This window comes from Alcanivorax jadensis T9 (assembly GCF_000756655.1).
Lineage (GTDB): Bacteria > Pseudomonadota > Gammaproteobacteria > Pseudomonadales > Alcanivoracaceae > Alcanivorax > Alcanivorax jadensis.
The window spans coordinates 66,480-81,822 of sequence record NZ_ARXU01000014.1 but is presented as its reverse complement, the minus strand read 5'-3'; the positions used below and the strand labels follow the sequence as shown (position 1 = coordinate 81,822).

Genomic DNA, 15,343 nt, shown 5'->3' with positions numbered 1-15,343 from the left:
TCCCTGTAGGAGCACCTCTCGAGGTGCGAACCTGTTTGAAGACGATCCCAAAAGTACCGTTCGCACCTCGAGAGGTGCTTCTACAGCGGCGCAGTATCATGGCCAGTGACAGTCTTTCCGCCCTGCCCATCACCCGCCTGAAAGGCGTCGGGCCCGCTGCTGCCGAAAAACTCACGAAACTGGGCCTGCACAATCTGGAAGATGTGCTGTTCCATCTGCCATTCCGCTACGAAGACCGCACCCGCATCACCCCCATCGGCAGCCTGCGCCCGGAAACCGGGGTCGTCATCGAAGGAGAAGTGATGGCGGCGGATGTGGTGTTCGGACGCCGACGCTCGTTGCTGTGCAAGGTGGCCGATGGCACCGGCATGGTGACCCTGCGTTTTTATCATTTCAGCGCCGCGCAGAAGAACAACATGGAACGGGGGAAGCCCATTCGCGTGTATGGCGAACCGCGCCCCGGGGCCGCCGGGCTGGAGTTTTATCACCCCGAATATCAAATCGGCACCAGCCTGCCACCACTGGAAAAAGCACTGACCCCTGTCTACCCCACCACCGAAGGCGTCAGCCAGAAACTGTTGCGCAACCTGGCCGCTCAGGCCCTGCAGTACCTGCAGGGTCACCCGCCGGCGGAACTGATTCCCGGCAATCTGCTTGATCAACGCGGCCTGCCGTCACTCACCGAGGCGCTGACCAAGCTGCACAACCCGCGCCCGGATGACCCGGTCAACCTGCTACTGGACGGCAAGCACCCGGCGGTAAAGCGACTGGTCATGGAAGAGATGGTGGCCCACCAGCTGGGCATGCTGCAGAAACGGGCCGGCCAGAAAGCCTTCCACGCCCCGCGCCTGCACGCGGATGATTTATTCGAACAACTGCAGGCCAGCCTGCCCTTCACCCTCACCGGAGCCCAGCAGCGAGTGATTGGAGAATTGCTTGGCGATATGGGCAAGCCCCACCCCATGCTGCGGCTGGTCCAGGGGGATGTGGGTTCGGGTAAGACCCTGGTCGCCGCCGCGGCGGCGCTGGCCGCGATCGAATCCGGCTACCAGGTGGCGCTGATGGCACCCACGGAACTGCTTGCCGAACAGCACCGGGACAACTTCCACCACTGGCTCGCGCCGCTGGGCATCGAGGTGCACTGGCTGGCAGGCAGCCTGGGGGCCAAGGCCCGCCGGGACACCCAAGCGGCGCTGGCAGATGGCCGCGCCCCTATCGTGGTCGGTACCCACGCCCTGTTCCAGGAAGCCGTACAGTTCCATCGCCTGGGCCTGACCATCATCGATGAACAACACCGCTTTGGCGTACAGCAACGCCTGGCCCTGCGCGAAAAAGGCCGCTTCGATACCCGCCACGGCATCCAGGTGCCCCACCAGCTGGTGCTCACCGCCACGCCAATTCCCCGCACCCTGGCCATGAGCGTCTATGGCGATCTGGATACGTCGGTGATCGATGAAATGCCCCCCGGCCGTAAACCCATCGACACCCTGGTGCTGCCGGAAGGACGCCGCCCCCAGGTGATTGAGCGCATCAACGACGCCTGCCAGCAGGGTACCCAGGCCTACTGGGTCTGCCCGCTGATTGAGGAATCCGAGGAAATCCAGGCCAGGGCGGCGGAGGCCTCTTTTGAGGAATTGCAGACCGCCCTGCCCGATCTCACCGTGGAACTGGTACACGGCCGCATGAAGGCAAAAGAGAAGGCCGAACGCATGGCCCGGTTTGCCAGCGGTGAGGCCCAGTTACTGGTGGCCACCACCGTGATCGAAGTGGGCGTGGATGTGCCCAACGCCACCCTGATGGTAATGGAAAGTGCGGAACGGCTGGGCTTGGCCCAGCTCCATCAGCTGCGCGGTCGAGTGGGCCGGGGCGGCGAGCAAAGCTACTGCCTGTTGCTCTACCAGACGCCCCTGTCGCTCACCGCCAAACGGCGCCTGGCGGTGATGCGCGACACCACCGACGGCTTCGTGATTGCCGAAGAAGACCTGAAACTGCGTGGCCCCGGCGAATGGCTGGGCACCCGCCAGACCGGCGACATGGCATTCCGCATTGCTGACCTGATGCGCGATGAAGCGCTGATGGAGCCTGCCCGGGACGTGGCAGACAATCTGTTGCAACATTGCCCGGGAAGCGTGGAGCCGCTACTGCGACGCTGGCTCAAGGGCGGGCAGGATTACGCGGATATCTGAGCCCCCATTCATTGTCAGGTATAGCGGATCGGCCGGGAACGTCCAGGATCACCCCCACCCAAGCGCCACCACCACTACCCCCACAGGCAGAAAGTCCTCTATCCGGATTGCACGGCACGACGGCCTCTGCCGGCAAGACCCTGACAACGCTGTCAGCCATTATTTAAAACGCTTTTTTATCTGCCGACGCTAGTGAATCAGAGAGTCGAGGCGTACTATCGCCGCCGCCTTCCACATGCAGCCAGACGGGTGCGGAAGGATTCACACTTCCAGGCAGCAACTGTCTGATTTAACAGGGAGAAAGACAATGGCAAAAGGCCCCAAACCGCTGCGCAACTGGGCGGCAATGGATCCGCTGATGCGTAAGGGCGGCGCTCATCAATCCGCCAGGGAACAGACCCGGCCCCGTATGGACTGGCGCCAGGCGCTGGACGAATTCGAGGACCTGCAGGTCCGTCAGGAACCGGAAGATAACGAGGGGCTGCAAGGCCCCTCTTTTTTTGCATCGCAAAACGGCGACCTTCACCAGCGCCCTGATGGTTTATGTCATTGTCGCTAGCGAGCATCGGATTACCCTTGTAGAACTTGCCAGTTCTACTACGAGATCGCCAATGACCGAAAAACGTATTCTTGTCACCGGCGCCACCGGCGCCCTGATCCCTCTCCTGATGGAGCAAGGCTTTCAGGTTCGCGCCCTCACTCGTAACCCGGACAAGCCCTCCGCCCAGGCACTGGCCCGCAAAGGCGCGGAAGTCGTGGCCGGCGACCTGGATGACGGCGTATCGCTGCAGCTGGCCTGCCAGGACTGCTACGGTGTTTTTGCGCTACAGAATTTTTGGGAAAAAGGCGTGGGCTACCAGCGCGAGATCGACCAGGGCATCCGCCTGGCCGATGCCGCGGCGGCCGCCGGCGTTCAGCATTTCCTGCAAACCTCTGTGGCCGGGTGCGAGGAAGCCGGCAATGTGCTGCATTTCGCCAGCAAGTGGGAAATCGAGCAGCACATCGAAAAACTCGCCCTGCCATTCACCATGCTGCGCGAAGTGTTCTTCATGGAGAACTTCTTCGAGCCAGTGATGGGCAACAAGGGCAAGAAGGCCATCAACCCGGCTCTGGTACTGGCTACTCTGGACGGCTGCCTGAAAAAGGATGTGCCTTTCCACATGGTCACCGTTAACGATATTGCCCGCGCCAGTGCCGAGATCTTTGCCAACCCGGAAAAATTCATCGGCAGCAAACCCGATCTGGCCAGCGATGTGCTGACCGTAGCCGAGATGAAAACCATCTACCGGGACGTTACCGGCAAGCGACCGCTGCCGTTCAGTATTCCGCTTTGGGCACTGCGCATGACCAATGCAGAAGCCGCCCGCCAATATGTCTGGAACAACACCGTGCGCTGGCGCTTCGATATGGAAGCGGTACGCAAGGACTTTCCGTTCCTGACATCCTTCGAGACTTTCCTGCGGCAGCGATCCGCCGCCGTCTGACACAATGAGGAGCCCTATGCCCAGCATTCACGCAGACCATCACTATACTCATGACGCCGATACGGTATGGCACCGGATTCGAGGTTTTGGCGATCTGAAAAGCTGGTTACCTGGTGTCACCGACTGTTCGGTAACCGGCACCGGCGTGGGAGCTACTCGTACCGTCAGCATGGCCACAGGGGGGCAGGTCATTGAAGAACTGGTTGCCTACGACGAGGCCTCCAGGCGGTTTTCCTACCGCATTGTGGCAGCGCCGGGAGTACGGGAAGAAAACCGTTTTGTAGCCACGGTCAGCGTGAGGCCTGTCGACAAGGGCTGCCGGGTAACCTGGCAGGCTGACTTTGATGCGGCAGACACACCACCGGAAAAGCTGGAAGCAGCCAGGCAAGGGGGCGAACAGATGTACCGGTTCTGCCTTTCCCATCTGGCCACTTTACTGGACAGCTAATCAGGGCTCACAAATCCATGCCTTGGCACTGTCCACGTCATCACCGGCAAAGACCTTTACCTCTATGGAAGGCAACAGCTTGTCCGCCAGCAGCGCCAGACGGCGCATCCAGTCCCGGTCGGTGACCACGGCCTCGCGTTCGAATTGTTGCCAGTGGCGCAAACCGAACTTCAGGTCCTGGAAAAGGGCATCCATGGCGACACCACCAAAGGTCTCCATTTCCGCGTAGAAGCGCACCTTGTCGTGCTTGGCCAGCGCCGCTTCCAGGGCTTCTGCCACTGCATCGAACTCCGGGCGGGTGATCTTGCCGGAAATTCTTGCACCAACCACGCGATCATCGTCAAACGGAATGAGTGTCAGCATGCCTGCCCCTCCTTGTGTGCCGCTCGGCCCTCATTGTTCCTCGGGGTTATCCGTGCCTTCAGCCACGGGCGCATTCAACGCCTGCCAGCTCTGTTTGGCGGCTTCCCAGCCCTGGGAAAATTTTACCTTGGCGGCTTCCCAGTTGTCCGCACCGGCCTGCTGCAGTGCCTGGTAACGGGTTTCCAGCTCTGCGCGTTGCTCTTTCAGCGCTGCCATGGCGGATTGTTTGTCCAGCCGAGCCTGCTGGGAAAGCTCTTTCCAGCCGCTATCAATTTCGCTCTGCAGCAGCGTGATCTGCCGATCCAGATCATCCAGCGCATGGCGGGCAGTGCGCATGGCATCGTTTTTCTGTTCCACCGTGAATTCCTGAATATCTTCCAGGGTGTCTTCCATCTGCACGGCGACTTTATCCGGGTCCGGGGTTTTCACATTGGGCACCCCTTGGGTGTCCGCCCAGGAGGTAGCGGTGGTTACCAGCATGAATGCGGCGGCAGCGAGTAAACGGTGTGTCATCGGAGCACTCCTTGTATTGCCTGTTAATGCCTGTCACCCGGTAGGACAAGCAGAACGCAGGAAATGCTCCTTAGGAGATGAAAAATGAGGTAAAACGGGGCCTGAACTGACCACTTCCAGCAAGCTCTGACCCCGCGTCCTGTCAGGCGTTGAGGATATAGACCAGCATTTCCACCACCTGCTCGGGAGTGCGTGCCACGGCATCGGCAGCGGCATCCACTTCCTTGAGGGGATGGTCGTGTTCTTCGTCGTGAAGAATGATCATGGGCGTGCCCAGGGCGGCGGTGTAACCCGCATCGAAGGCCGCATTCCACTGCTTGTACTTGGGCCCGAAACGGACAATGACCAGATCGGCCTCGTCGATCAGCTTGCGAGTTCGGATGCCGTTAATCCCGGCACCCAGGCGATCTTCCCAGAAGCGCTTTTCTTCCGCGCCAAGAATGTTTACCCCCACCTTGTCGCTGGCTTCGTGATCGGTCACCGGGCCGCTAAATTCGATATCCAGTTCTTTCTCGGCACACCCCTGAATGATGCGCTCGCGCCAATCGGTGTGAATCTCCCCGGAGAGGTAAACCGTCCAGAAGCTCATTGCGTTTCTCCCATCTATCAATGTCAGTAAGCCCGGCCAGCATAGCAGGCTACTGAAAAACCCGTTGCGTGCTCAGTCTTTCAGGCTGGCTCGTAATCTATACCCGCAGGGCACAGAGGGCGCAATTTTGATGGCATGCTGGTTGCCTGTCGATCCTTCTACCTTCAAAGAACGGCAACGACGAGTACGGGCCAGCCTGGAAGACCCGAAGGGCGCGGCCTGAAGCGTACATCTGCTGCGCCTTGTCTCTAGGAAAGGGAGCCACCCTGCCCGTCAAGACAAGACACAACAGCTGCACACTTCAGGCCACGCTGAGCATGCAACGGGTTTTTCAGTAGCCTGCCAGGTCCATGGTTGCAAAAGGCAAGGCGACTGCCGTTAAATGCCCGCATCCCGAATTTCCCGAAAAGGCTATCCCATGCGCATGACATTTGTGTTCCTGCTCGCAGCAGCACTGCTGGCAGGTTGTGATAACAAAAATCAGGACACCGACCCGTCTGCCGCAAAACAGGGCACCGCCGACGCCCAGGGGCATACCGGTGAGCTGGTGCGCATTCTCCACACCCTGGAAAAAACCGATGAACAATGCCAGGGCGACGGCTGCCCGAAAGTGAACCTGGCCTGGATCACCTTTGAAAACCAGCCGACCCTGAATGAGGCGATCACCACCCAACTGGCCGGCATGCTGGTTCAGAATCAGGGCAGCACCCCCCATGACGGCACCATCGAAAGCCTGGTGGATGCCTTCCTTGCCGATGCCTCAGACATGGCCATGGCGTCCAAACAAGGCTGGGAGCTGAATGCCACCATCAAGCGTCAAACCCGTCGGGGCGACCTGCTTACCCTGCGCATGGACAGCTACGAATACACCGGTGGCGCCCATGGCCAGCCCGGCGTGCAGTACTTCCACTGGGACCTGGCTCGCCAGCAAAAACTGACCCTTGCTGACCTGCTGGAGCCTGGTAAAAAACAGGCTTTCTGGGAGCTGGCCCGTCACCAGCACCAGCAATGGCTGGACAAGGAAGAGCTGGATCAGGCCTTTCGCGACAGCTGGCCCTTCGATCCCACCGACAATGTCTACTTCGGCAAGAGCGGCCTGGTGCTGCACTACAACGTCTACCACATCGCCCCCTATGCCATGGGGCAACCGGAACTGACCATTCCGTATGAAAAACTGGACGGGATTGTGCGGGGGAAATACCTCAACCCCTGATGGAAACGTAGGGTTGATTAGCCGCAGGCGTAATCCACCTTTTTCATCGTAGGCGTGATGGTTGGAATAGGAGCATGCATGGTGGATTACGCCTGCGGCTAATTCACCCTACAGAGCCAAACCCAACAAAAACACCAACTCGGTAAACACCACGCTGGCCCCCAATGCATCCCCGGTATAGCCACCCAGCTGCCGCTTCAGGCTGGCGCCCCACAGCAGAGCGACCACCCCCACTGCCAGCAAGGCAGGCAGCCACACCGAAAACAGCAGCGCCACCACCACGGTAAAGAGTGTGGCCAGTAGCAATCGCTGTCCGCTGAAGGCCTCCGCCACCGGTTTGCTTTTACTGGTATCCGGGTCGGTCACGTAGGGCAGAAAACGCATCAGCAGCAAGGGCGTCAGCCGCCCGATGGCAGGCGTCACCAGCAGGGCCAGCCAGACCGGTTCGGCATCCATCAGCAACACAACCTTCAGGCCCAGCGCCACGAACAACGCCACCGCACCGTAGGTGCCGATGCGGCTGTCCTTCATGATCTCCAGCCGCCGCGCCACCGTGTAGCCGCCGCCCAGGGCATCCATGCTGTCCGCCAGACCATCCTCATGGAAAGTACCGGTAATCCAGAGATGGAAGGCCAGCACCAGACCGATACACACCGGCAGGCTCCAGAACGCGGCCAGGCCGGTAAAGAGCGCCGCATAAAGCCCGCCCAGCAACAGCCCCACCAAAGGGAAGTAAAGGCTGGAGCGGTTCATCAGCGTCTGTGAATAGTCGATCGTCACCGGCATGGGAATCCGGGTCAGGAAGCCCACTGCCAGCCAGAACGCCTGCCACTCCTGTTTCACGATGACGGGATCTCCTTCAGCAGCAACAGGTTAGCGCACATCAAAATGCGTCAGCGGGTTAAGGTAAAACATCTTCTTCCAGCCCTGCGGTGCACCGTCAGCGTGCCACACCAACGGCAACAGGCTGACCAGCGAATAATGCAGATGGGGCGGCTTGCCGATCGCATTGCCGCTATTGCCCACGGTGCCCAGCGGTTCCCCGGCCCATAGCCAGGGGCCGGTATCGGCAATGTCCGCCAAGTGCGCATAATAGTGGAGCCGCCAACGAGGGCCCAGCACCAGAACGACCTTGCCGCCCCGGGCCAGTTCGCCGCGAAATAGCACCAGACCGCCGCTACTGGCCAGTACCGGCGTGCCGCTGGTGGCAAAAATATCCACGCCCTTGTGCACTCCGGACTTGCCCCAGGGATGATACCAGAACGTCTGCGGGTGCCAGTCGTTGCTGTCGGCGCCCTGCACGGGAACCTGGCGCCCCTCCGGCAGCAGCAACCCGAGAGCCAGCAGCAGTGTCAGCCCGATCAGGCTGTAACCGGTTATCCGGCGCAAGCGCGACATAATTCCAGCCACCTCTCAATGCCCGGGCTGCGGTATTTCTGGCGATGCAGTACAAAGTAGAAATCACGGCTGAAATCCCGGTGGGGCACCGGTAATTCCACCAGCGACCCGCGAGTGAAGGCCTCGCGCAGACATACCCGCGACAGGCAACTGATGCCCAGCCCGGTTTCCACCGCCCGCTTGATCGCCTCGGTATGCTCCAGCTCCAGGGCCAGATCCAGCTCCGGCACCAGTCCATGCAGGGCACGTTCAAAGGTCTGCCGGGTGCCGGAACCGGATTCGCGGACAATCCACTGGGCCGCCCGCAGCTCTTCATCGGTAAGTGCTTCCTTACCGGCAAGCGGATGGCTCGGGCTGCAAAACACCACCAGCTCATCCTCCAACCAGGGCAGCAGCTCCAGATCCGGGTGGTTCAGCTCGCCCTCAATCAGGCCCAGATCCAGCTCGAACGCCAACACCCGCTCCACGATGTTCCGGGTGTTGGCCACCTCCAGATGTACTCGGGCGCCGGGCTGTTCTGCCATGTAATCGGCCATGATGCCCACCGCCAGATAATTGCCGATAGTCAGCGTGGCCCCCACATTCAGGCGCCCCAGATCCCGGTGCGACAACAGGTCTGCCTCCAGCTCCCGGGCCTGGGCCAGCAACGCCTCCGCCCGCGGCCAGAACTGACGCCCCACCTCATTGAGCTTGAGTCGCTTCCCTGCGCGTTCGAAAAACTTCAGATCGTACAGGGTCTCCAGTTCCTTGAGCGCCCCGGAGGCAGCGGACTGACTCATGCTGAGGCTGTCCGCTGCCTTGCTGATGTTTTCGTGGTGCGCCGTGGCCAGGAAGACCTGGAGCTGTCGCAGAGTAAATTTCATGGCTCCCTCCGGGCTGTCTGCAAAGGTGGACGAGCCCTTATATCGTATTTACCGATATATTCTATCGGAATTACCCATTTTACCGATAAACCTTCTTCGATTAAATTTCCACCAACTGGAGTTTTGGAATAAGCGCTGAATTAATTATGTCTAATTTGAATACTGAAACCGTTACCAGCGTGCGCCACTGGAACGACACCCTGTTCAGCTTCACCACCAGCCGGGACCCGGGTTTCCGTTTCAAGAATGGCCACTTCACCATGATCGGCCTGGAACAGGACAATGGCCGCCCGCTGTTGCGTGCCTACTCCATCGCCAGCGCCAACTATGAGGAAGAACTGGAGTTCTTCAGCATCAAGGTGCCGGACGGCCCGCTCACCTCCCAGCTGCAGAACATCCAGCCGGGTGACAAGATCTATGTGAGCCGCAAGCCCACCGGTACTCTGGTAGCCGACCACCTGCTTCCGGGCAAGAATCTGTGGCTGCTGTCCACCGGCACCGGCCTGGCACCGTTCATGAGCATCATCAAGGACCCAGAGGTCTACGACCAGTACGACCGGGTGATCCTTACCCACGGGGTGCGCCATATATCCGAACTGGCCTATCAGGACACTATTCAGAGCGAGCTGCCCAACAACGAATTCTTCGGTGAATTCGTCAAAGGCAAACTGCTCTACTACCCGACGGTGACCCGCGAACCCTTCCGCAACCAGGGCCGCCTCACCGACCTGATGACCAGCGGCAAGATCTTTGAGGACCTGGGGCTGCCAACCCCGAGCCTGGAAAACGATCGCTTCATGCTGTGCGGCAGTCCGGCCATGCTCAAGGATACCCAGGCAATTCTCGATGGCTGGGGCTTCAAGGAAACCCGCGGCGGCGAGCTGGGTGAGTATGTGATCGAGCGGGCGTTTGTTGAGAAATGAGTTAAACGCCTACATGCTTGCACGCAACACGCTACGGGCCGCTTCGCGGCCCGTTTTTTTTGATCCTTGCCCAAACCATAGCACCTTGCTCTGCTAGCATGAGCAAGCCTTTTCGGGGAAGGACGCTCATCAGTGCAACCACAATCCATCGCCATTATCGGCGCCGGCACCGCCGGCCTGGCCACTGCCGCCCTGCTCGCCGAACAAGGGCACCACATCACCCTGATTGAACGGGCCAAGGCACTGGCGCCAGTGGGGGCCGGTCTTTTACTACAACCCACCGGCCTGTCGGTACTCAAGGAGATGGGGCTGTATCAGGCGATGCTCGGCTACGGCGCCCGCGTCGATGCTCTGGTCGGCCACACCCGCGAAGGCCGGCGCATCATGAACACCACCTACCGCAGCCTGGACGCTCACAGCCACGGCCTGGGCGTGCACCGTGCCAGTCTCTGCCATGTATTGGACCAGCACCTGCACACACTCCCACACCAACGGCTGATGGACTGCACGGTCAGTGCCGTGGAAACCCTGGCGGATCACGCCACCGTGATCGCCGAGCAGGCAGGTGAGCCCTGCCGGCTGTCCTTTGATGCCGTGTTGATTGCTAACGGCAGCCACAGCCGTCTACGCCCGGCCGCCTGGACCCGCTATGACCGGCTTTATCCCTGGGGAGCCATGTGGGCCATGCAGCCCATGGTCGAATCGTTTGCGGCACCGTTGCTGCAACAGCGCTACCACCAGGCCGGACAGATGGCTGGCATCCTGCCCACCGGCTGCCGCCCGGATCAGCCGGAGCAAGCCCTGGCCAGTTTTTTCTGGAGCCTGCCGGTGGCGCAGATGAACGATTGGCAGCACCCGGATTTTGATTTTGCCGGCTGGCGCCAGCAGGCACTCACGCTCTGGCCGCAACTGGAATCAGTGTTGGCTCCCCTGACACACCAGAAACAGCTGCTCCCCGCCACCTACCGGGATGTAATCATGCATCACTGGGGGGAAAATCGGCTGGGCATCATTGGCGATGCCGCCCATGCCATGAGCCCGCAACTGGGCCAGGGCGCCAACATGGCCCTGCTGGATGCCCGGGCTCTCGGCCAGGCCGTGGCCAACACGGACAATTGGCCCCAGGCCTGGGCGCACTATCATCGCCAGCGGGAGCCACAAATCCGCTTCTACCAGCGCATGAGCCGCTGGCTGACCCCGGCGTTTCAATCCCATAGCCGCAACGTATCCACCGGGCGGGACCTGCTCTTTCCGATCATGGAGAGAGTGCCATGGCTGCGCATGCAGATGGCAAAGACGGTGGCGGGACGGAAATGTTCGTTGCTCGACTGATCCTTCTGCCGCAACCGGTCATCCTCCATTTTCCACCTTTCAGTGCTGAAAATGTAAAAGAGCACGCCAATCACTACATAAAACCAATGAAAAAGTACTAGAAATAAACCTTCGCGCTTAGACAAAATAACTAAACAGTGATCGAAGGGGGCACCATGAATACTGCAAGCCGAACAGGGATCGCCGCGCTACTCGCACTGTCTGCCTCAGCAGCCATGGCCAGCAATACGATCTCATTCCAGGGAGCGGTTGTTTATGCGTCTTGCCAACCGGGGACGCAGAACCAGGCCGGTTATACCGACGTGATCGTGAACTCCTGCGGCAATCAGGGGCTGTCTGCCGGGCAGCACATTGCCAAGACCTACCTTGAGCCTGTCGCCGGATCCAGTCACACCCAATCTGTGGCGGTAGAGACCCGGTCAGGACACCTTCAGGAGCGTATTGCGTCTTCTGGCACGGAGCCGACCAGTATGCGCTATGTCATTGAGTACCATTAATGGTACTCAATGGTGAACGTGGCTCTTCCATTACCGGTCCCTGCGCCAACTGTGCCTGGCTGGGTCTGGATATAGTAAGCACGCATGGGCAACACAAACTCCGCCGAATCGTTAACAGGAGTGCGGCCCAGGGTAACGCCTTCACCTAAAGAAACCGTCTGCTCGGTGCCTCCCAGCGTCTGATTAAGCTGAATGCCAATACCACTAGCCGATGCCGGACCACTATCAATGGCCAGCACACCCGGCATGTTTGATGTGTCCTGGGTTCCATCAAACCTTACCTTGATGAGCCCCTGATCCAGACCGGCAACATTGCCGCCCTGGCAACGCATACGGATCTCGAAATCTCTCGGATTCACCCTCGACCCTACCCCGCTAAAATCACGGTTGGAAACCGAGCCGAAGTTAACGGCAATATTTTTTGAGCCCGCATCGACCTGGCAGGATGAATTAACAATAGTGATCCCTTGCCCCGTCAACGTGGAGGTAAGAACCGGTCGGTTAATGCCAGAACCATCGAGATAATACGTTGAAAACAATCCCGGGGGGCCAACAGGCCCGGACCCGGTGGCCGCTGCCGTCTTTACCAGCTCCACTTTGAAGTACCCGCCAATCAGGTTTAACTGCCGGTTGCCGCTGAAATTGATCTGGTGAGGATAGTAGGTCGATATATCACCCGCTTCCCGGTAAAGCCGAATCCCCACCCCCGGCACATCCGTTTGATACACATTCGAAAACCCGGGGACAGCAGAAGGATTGCGCACCAGCTCCCCTCTGGAAAAGCCTCCGAAGTTACAGGACCCGGCATTGTTTTTTGCGGTAATCGGCACTTGCAGGGTCTGAATGATCGCCCCGACCGGCAAATCCGGCTGGATCAGGACACGGCCCAATTCCATGCGCACGTCCTGAGCGCTAAATCCGGATGACACATAACAAGCTGCATGACCTGTAATACTCAGCAAACACAGCATGCTGACGGATAAACAGTACGCCGCCATGCCATCAAATCGCTCAGTGACAAATCGCATTGGTTTTTTCAAAACCGAACTCCTGTTCTGGAGACACATCACCAAGTTGATAGGTCAGCCTGCACTGCTCACCACCCCACTTCACCGTCAACACCCCTTGACGCTGCTCCCTGCGAACAAAAATGACACTGCTCTGACCAACCACACCCACTTCATTTCCAGACAGATCAAAGACTCTGGCAGCGAAAGGGAGACTGATGCCATCACGACGGTGTGCTTTTATTAGTATGGGAAGGCCTTTTTCTGTCTCGAATGTCATCTTGGTGATGGAACCGGCATAAGGTGCCAACTTGCGACTGGTTCCTTTCAGCTCAACATTTCTGTCAATGCCGTTGGGGTCCAGAGTGATGCGATTCATCCGGTAAGGGGTTACATAGGGTAAAACCGCATAACCAAAGTCATCGACTTCTACACCAGAGGCACTTACCACTCCGGCACCCTTGGCATCCTTGGCTTCAATAAGCACCATGGTGTCACCGTGTTGCGGTGTCATGGTTATGCCATCCTTGTGCGCCACAAAAGCGCCACGCGCACCGGCAGAGGCCTGCTGGTAATCATCACTGTAACTGTAGGAACCATTAACAGACGCAAAGCGGCTCCGGTATTCACCGTTTACTCCAACCGTGGAACCATTCTGTTCGTTATCAGTTACCCGCATACCATAGTTGTACTGGTTGCGGTCACCACCATAGCCATTGATACCGGCACGGCTCGATGTATAACCGTCATCATCCAGTGAAACACCACCATCAATATATTGACCGCTATAACCACCACCGATTGGCATGGTGAAGGAAAGATCAAACTGATTATCTGCATCGCCTTCCTGGGTTGTGGTACGGATTGCAGAAATACCATAGCTAACAGACCTGAAGCGGTTGTTATAGCCCATCTGGTATTGCTTGGTTTCACCTTCAGTATCCCAGAAATCACGCACAGAGCCGGTGAAGTATAAAGATCCGTAGCGGCGACCAAGAGACTGATTCAATGTCAGCTGAAACTGGCTCTTTTGGTTTCTCAGCGCTGCCAGACTCAACTGCTGCTCATCAAACTCTCTGGCAAACATGGCATCCGACAGACCATAAAAACCTTTTGTAGAGTAGCGATACGCGGCAAGCGTAAAGTTGGTGTTGGTCTGATTCAGCATCTTTGAATAATTGATACGAACGCTATTACCAAACTTGTCGTCATTATTCCTGAATTCTGTTTGCGATCGGGTCACATCAAAGGAGAAGGCACCCAGCTCTGTGGCCAGGCCAGCACCTACCAAAACAGAGCGATAACCCTGACTGACTGTACTGCCCAGGTAACCGGTAATGTCATGATACAGGCCACGCTGGTACGTGGCCTGCATAAACAGAGGCTCATCTTCCAGCTCGTCATTGCGTAGTTGCGCCACGGTAACGCTATGCCGACCGATGCCCTCGCGCAGCAATTGTGCAATGGAAGAATAGGGCACACTAAAGGTGCGCTGCTGGCCGTCAGCTTCGGTGACAAGCACATCCAGATCTCCCCCGAAACCTGTGGGATAAAGATCATCAATGACAAAGTTTCCGGGTGATACTGTGGTGCTATAGAGAAGATTTCCGTTCTGGCGAACTTCGACACGGGCATTAGTCGAAGCCACGCCCCGAATCACCGGGGCATAACCACGCATGGAATCAGGCAGCATGCGATCCTCACTGGAAAGGTTCATGCCTCGATACGCTACGGAATCGAACAACTCGCCACTGGTAAAGCTATCACCAATGGTCAGATTACTACGAATTTTTGAGAACGCGCGACGCGCAAATGTGGAAGTCTTCTGAAAATCGTAACCATCACCGGACCGCCTTGATACGCTGGAGTTATGCCGGAGCTGCCACCCCGCAACATTCACACCGGAATTCATACCAAGATAAAGGTTGTCACTGTTTGAGATTCCAGACCCTGATTCGTCCGCACGGATAGTTGTAGCATTCAGGTCGTAGCCGATAAAACCGGCATCAATACCACGATCCCATAGCTCAGGATTCACGTAACCTCTCGCCTCGCGGCGCATATTTTCCTGAGGAATGGTCAGATCCATGCGTAGTGAGGAAATCTCGAGGCGAGATTGCGCCTGCCCAATCCATTCAGAAAGGGGTTTGCACTTTTTTACCTCAATATCTGGCGCCCCGACAGACTCAACGTCGACGCCATAGAACTGAAGCTCCTCAGCGGTAAAGCAGGTTTCTGCGCTTTTTTCTCCTGGCACCGGCTTGAAAACAATATCCTGTTTACCAAACCACTGGCCATTAACATACATATCCAGCCGGTACTCGCCTGCCGACACAGGATTGCCGTGACTATACAAGGAGGTATCCATGTCTCTGGCGGAACCCATCAGGAAAGATGAGTTGAACGATGCAGGTTCATCCTGTGCATAGGAAGTACCACACCAAAACCCGACAGCCAGGATGGCCATACCGATAGCGAAGCTTTTATTGATTGATAACGCCGACAGCATTGGCATCCTTACCAGACC

The 15,343-nt window shown here is 58.2% G+C and carries 16 protein-coding genes; 8 read left to right on the top strand and 8 right to left on the bottom strand.

Translation table 11 applies throughout. From position 1 onward, the window contains the following. The first annotated feature begins 98 nt into the window (after positions 1 to 98). From recG to T9A_RS16710, 4 genes are all read left to right on the top strand, one after another. A complete protein-coding gene (gene recG / locus T9A_RS14580; protein WP_035249845.1) occupies positions 99 to 2,186 on the top strand; it encodes an ATP-dependent DNA helicase RecG in 2,088 nt (695 codons plus the stop codon). A 307-nt stretch (positions 2,187 to 2,493) separates the two neighbouring features. Continuing rightward, positions 2,494 to 2,745, top strand: a complete 252-nt coding sequence (locus tag T9A_RS14575) for a hypothetical protein (RefSeq protein ID WP_035249844.1) — start codon at positions 2,494 to 2,496, stop codon at positions 2,743 to 2,745. A 52-nt stretch (positions 2,746 to 2,797) separates the two neighbouring features. Beyond that, the gene (locus T9A_RS14570) at positions 2,798 to 3,670 is read left to right on the top strand and encodes an NmrA/HSCARG family protein (RefSeq protein ID WP_035249841.1); all 873 of its coding nucleotides are present in this window, start codon (positions 2,798 to 2,800) and stop codon (positions 3,668 to 3,670) included. 16 nt (positions 3,671 to 3,686) lie between these two features. Beyond that, positions 3,687 to 4,118, top strand: a complete 432-nt coding sequence (locus tag T9A_RS16710) for an SRPBCC family protein (protein ID WP_052043063.1) — start codon at positions 3,687 to 3,689, stop codon at positions 4,116 to 4,118. Here T9A_RS16710 and T9A_RS14560 read toward each other — a convergent pair whose 3' ends face one another. The 3 genes from T9A_RS14560 to T9A_RS14550 all read right to left on the bottom strand — a co-directional run bounded on the left by T9A_RS14560 (position 4,119) and on the right by T9A_RS14550 (position 5,583). Then, positions 4,119 to 4,481, bottom strand: a complete 363-nt coding sequence (locus tag T9A_RS14560) for a SpoIIAA family protein (RefSeq protein WP_052043061.1) — start codon at positions 4,479 to 4,481, stop codon at positions 4,119 to 4,121. It lies immediately after the preceding gene. 30 nt (positions 4,482 to 4,511) lie between these two features. Next, entirely contained in the window at positions 4,512 to 4,994 is a 483-nt protein-coding gene (locus tag T9A_RS14555; RefSeq protein ID WP_035249839.1) for a hypothetical protein, read from the bottom strand. A 142-nt stretch (positions 4,995 to 5,136) separates the two neighbouring features. Then, positions 5,137 to 5,583 (bottom strand): YtoQ family protein, encoded by a 447-nt coding sequence (locus T9A_RS14550; RefSeq protein WP_035249837.1) that lies wholly within the window; start codon positions 5,581 to 5,583, stop codon positions 5,137 to 5,139. A gap of 418 nt (positions 5,584 to 6,001) precedes the next feature. Between T9A_RS14550 and T9A_RS14545 the strand changes: the two genes are divergently transcribed. After that, positions 6,002 to 6,796, top strand: a complete 795-nt coding sequence (locus tag T9A_RS14545; protein ID WP_035249835.1) for a PdaC/RsiV family protein — start codon at positions 6,002 to 6,004, stop codon at positions 6,794 to 6,796. Positions 6,797 to 6,904: 108 nt separating this feature from the next. On the opposite strand, the gene cobS is transcribed toward T9A_RS14545, so the two are convergent. The 3 genes from cobS to T9A_RS14530 are packed head-to-tail and all read right to left on the bottom strand — an operon-like array spanning position 6,905 to position 9,057. Beyond that, positions 6,905 to 7,639, bottom strand: coding sequence for an adenosylcobinamide-GDP ribazoletransferase (gene cobS, locus T9A_RS14540; RefSeq protein ID WP_232222132.1), 735 nt, complete (start codon positions 7,637 to 7,639; stop codon positions 6,905 to 6,907). A 30-nt stretch (positions 7,640 to 7,669) separates the two neighbouring features. Then, positions 7,670 to 8,194, bottom strand: a complete 525-nt coding sequence (locus T9A_RS14535) for a M23 family metallopeptidase (RefSeq protein ID WP_035249830.1) — start codon at positions 8,192 to 8,194, stop codon at positions 7,670 to 7,672. Continuing rightward, entirely contained in the window at positions 8,173 to 9,057 is an 885-nt protein-coding gene (locus T9A_RS14530) for a LysR family transcriptional regulator (protein WP_035249828.1), read from the bottom strand. Before T9A_RS14530 ends, T9A_RS14535 begins: the two co-directional genes overlap by 22 nt. A gap of 146 nt (positions 9,058 to 9,203) precedes the next feature. On the opposite strand from T9A_RS14530, the gene T9A_RS14525 reads away from it, so the two are divergent. The 3 genes from T9A_RS14525 to T9A_RS14515 all read left to right on the top strand — a co-directional run bounded on the left by T9A_RS14525 (position 9,204) and on the right by T9A_RS14515 (position 11,809). Next, on the top strand, positions 9,204 to 9,980 hold the full coding sequence (locus T9A_RS14525) for a ferredoxin--NADP reductase (protein WP_035249827.1): 777 nt from the start codon (positions 9,204 to 9,206) through the stop codon (positions 9,978 to 9,980). Between the two features lie 132 nt (positions 9,981 to 10,112). Then, complete coding sequence (locus T9A_RS14520; protein ID WP_035249824.1) at positions 10,113 to 11,312, top strand: FAD-dependent oxidoreductase; 1,200 nt, start codon at positions 10,113 to 10,115, stop codon at positions 11,310 to 11,312. Between the two features lie 155 nt (positions 11,313 to 11,467). Then, positions 11,468 to 11,809, top strand: a complete 342-nt coding sequence (locus T9A_RS14515) for a hypothetical protein (RefSeq protein ID WP_035249822.1) — start codon at positions 11,468 to 11,470, stop codon at positions 11,807 to 11,809. Here T9A_RS14515 and T9A_RS14510 read toward each other — a convergent pair. Further along, a complete protein-coding gene (locus T9A_RS14510; protein WP_198030674.1) occupies positions 11,806 to 12,849 on the bottom strand; it encodes a fimbrial protein in 1,044 nt (347 codons plus the stop codon). The two genes, T9A_RS14515 and T9A_RS14510, sit on opposite strands and share 4 nt — an antisense overlap. Further along, positions 12,821 to 15,331 carry a fimbria/pilus outer membrane usher protein gene (locus T9A_RS14505; protein ID WP_232222131.1) on the bottom strand — a complete coding sequence of 837 codons (2,511 nt, stop codon included), beginning with the start codon at positions 15,329 to 15,331 and terminating at the stop codon, positions 12,821 to 12,823. Before T9A_RS14505 ends, T9A_RS14510 begins: the two co-directional genes overlap by 29 nt. Positions 15,332 to 15,343 lie beyond the last annotated feature (12 nt).

What these genes read in the sequence shown, in the direction of transcription:
- T9A_RS14575 (WP_035249844.1), top strand. Translation starts at nt 2,494, where the DNA reads ATGGCAAAAGGCCCCAAACCGCTGCGCAACTGGGCGGCAATGGATCCG.
- T9A_RS16710 (WP_052043063.1), top strand. Translation starts at nt 3,687, where the DNA reads ATGCCCAGCATTCACGCAGACCATCACTATACTCATGACGCCGATACG.
- T9A_RS14545 (WP_035249835.1), top strand. Translation starts at nt 6,002, where the DNA reads ATGCGCATGACATTTGTGTTCCTGCTCGCAGCAGCACTGCTGGCAGGT.
- T9A_RS14560 (WP_052043061.1), bottom strand. Translation starts at nt 4,481, where the DNA reads ATGCTGACACTCATTCCGTTTGACGATGATCGCGTGGTTGGTGCAAGA.
- T9A_RS14555 (WP_035249839.1), bottom strand. Translation starts at nt 4,994, where the DNA reads ATGACACACCGTTTACTCGCTGCCGCCGCATTCATGCTGGTAACCACC.
- T9A_RS14530 (WP_035249828.1), bottom strand. Translation starts at nt 9,057, where the DNA reads ATGAAATTTACTCTGCGACAGCTCCAGGTCTTCCTGGCCACGGCGCAC.
- T9A_RS14505 (WP_232222131.1), bottom strand. Translation starts at nt 15,331, where the DNA reads ATGCCAATGCTGTCGGCGTTATCAATCAATAAAAGCTTCGCTATCGGT.
- T9A_RS14525 (WP_035249827.1), top strand. Translation starts at nt 9,204, where the DNA reads ATGTCTAATTTGAATACTGAAACCGTTACCAGCGTGCGCCACTGGAAC.
- T9A_RS14515 (WP_035249822.1), top strand. Translation starts at nt 11,468, where the DNA reads ATGAATACTGCAAGCCGAACAGGGATCGCCGCGCTACTCGCACTGTCT.
- recG (WP_035249845.1), top strand. Translation starts at nt 99, where the DNA reads ATGGCCAGTGACAGTCTTTCCGCCCTGCCCATCACCCGCCTGAAAGGC.
- T9A_RS14570 (WP_035249841.1), top strand. Translation starts at nt 2,798, where the DNA reads ATGACCGAAAAACGTATTCTTGTCACCGGCGCCACCGGCGCCCTGATC.
- T9A_RS14550 (WP_035249837.1), bottom strand. Translation starts at nt 5,583, where the DNA reads ATGAGCTTCTGGACGGTTTACCTCTCCGGGGAGATTCACACCGATTGG.
- T9A_RS14535 (WP_035249830.1), bottom strand. Translation starts at nt 8,194, where the DNA reads ATGTCGCGCTTGCGCCGGATAACCGGTTACAGCCTGATCGGGCTGACA.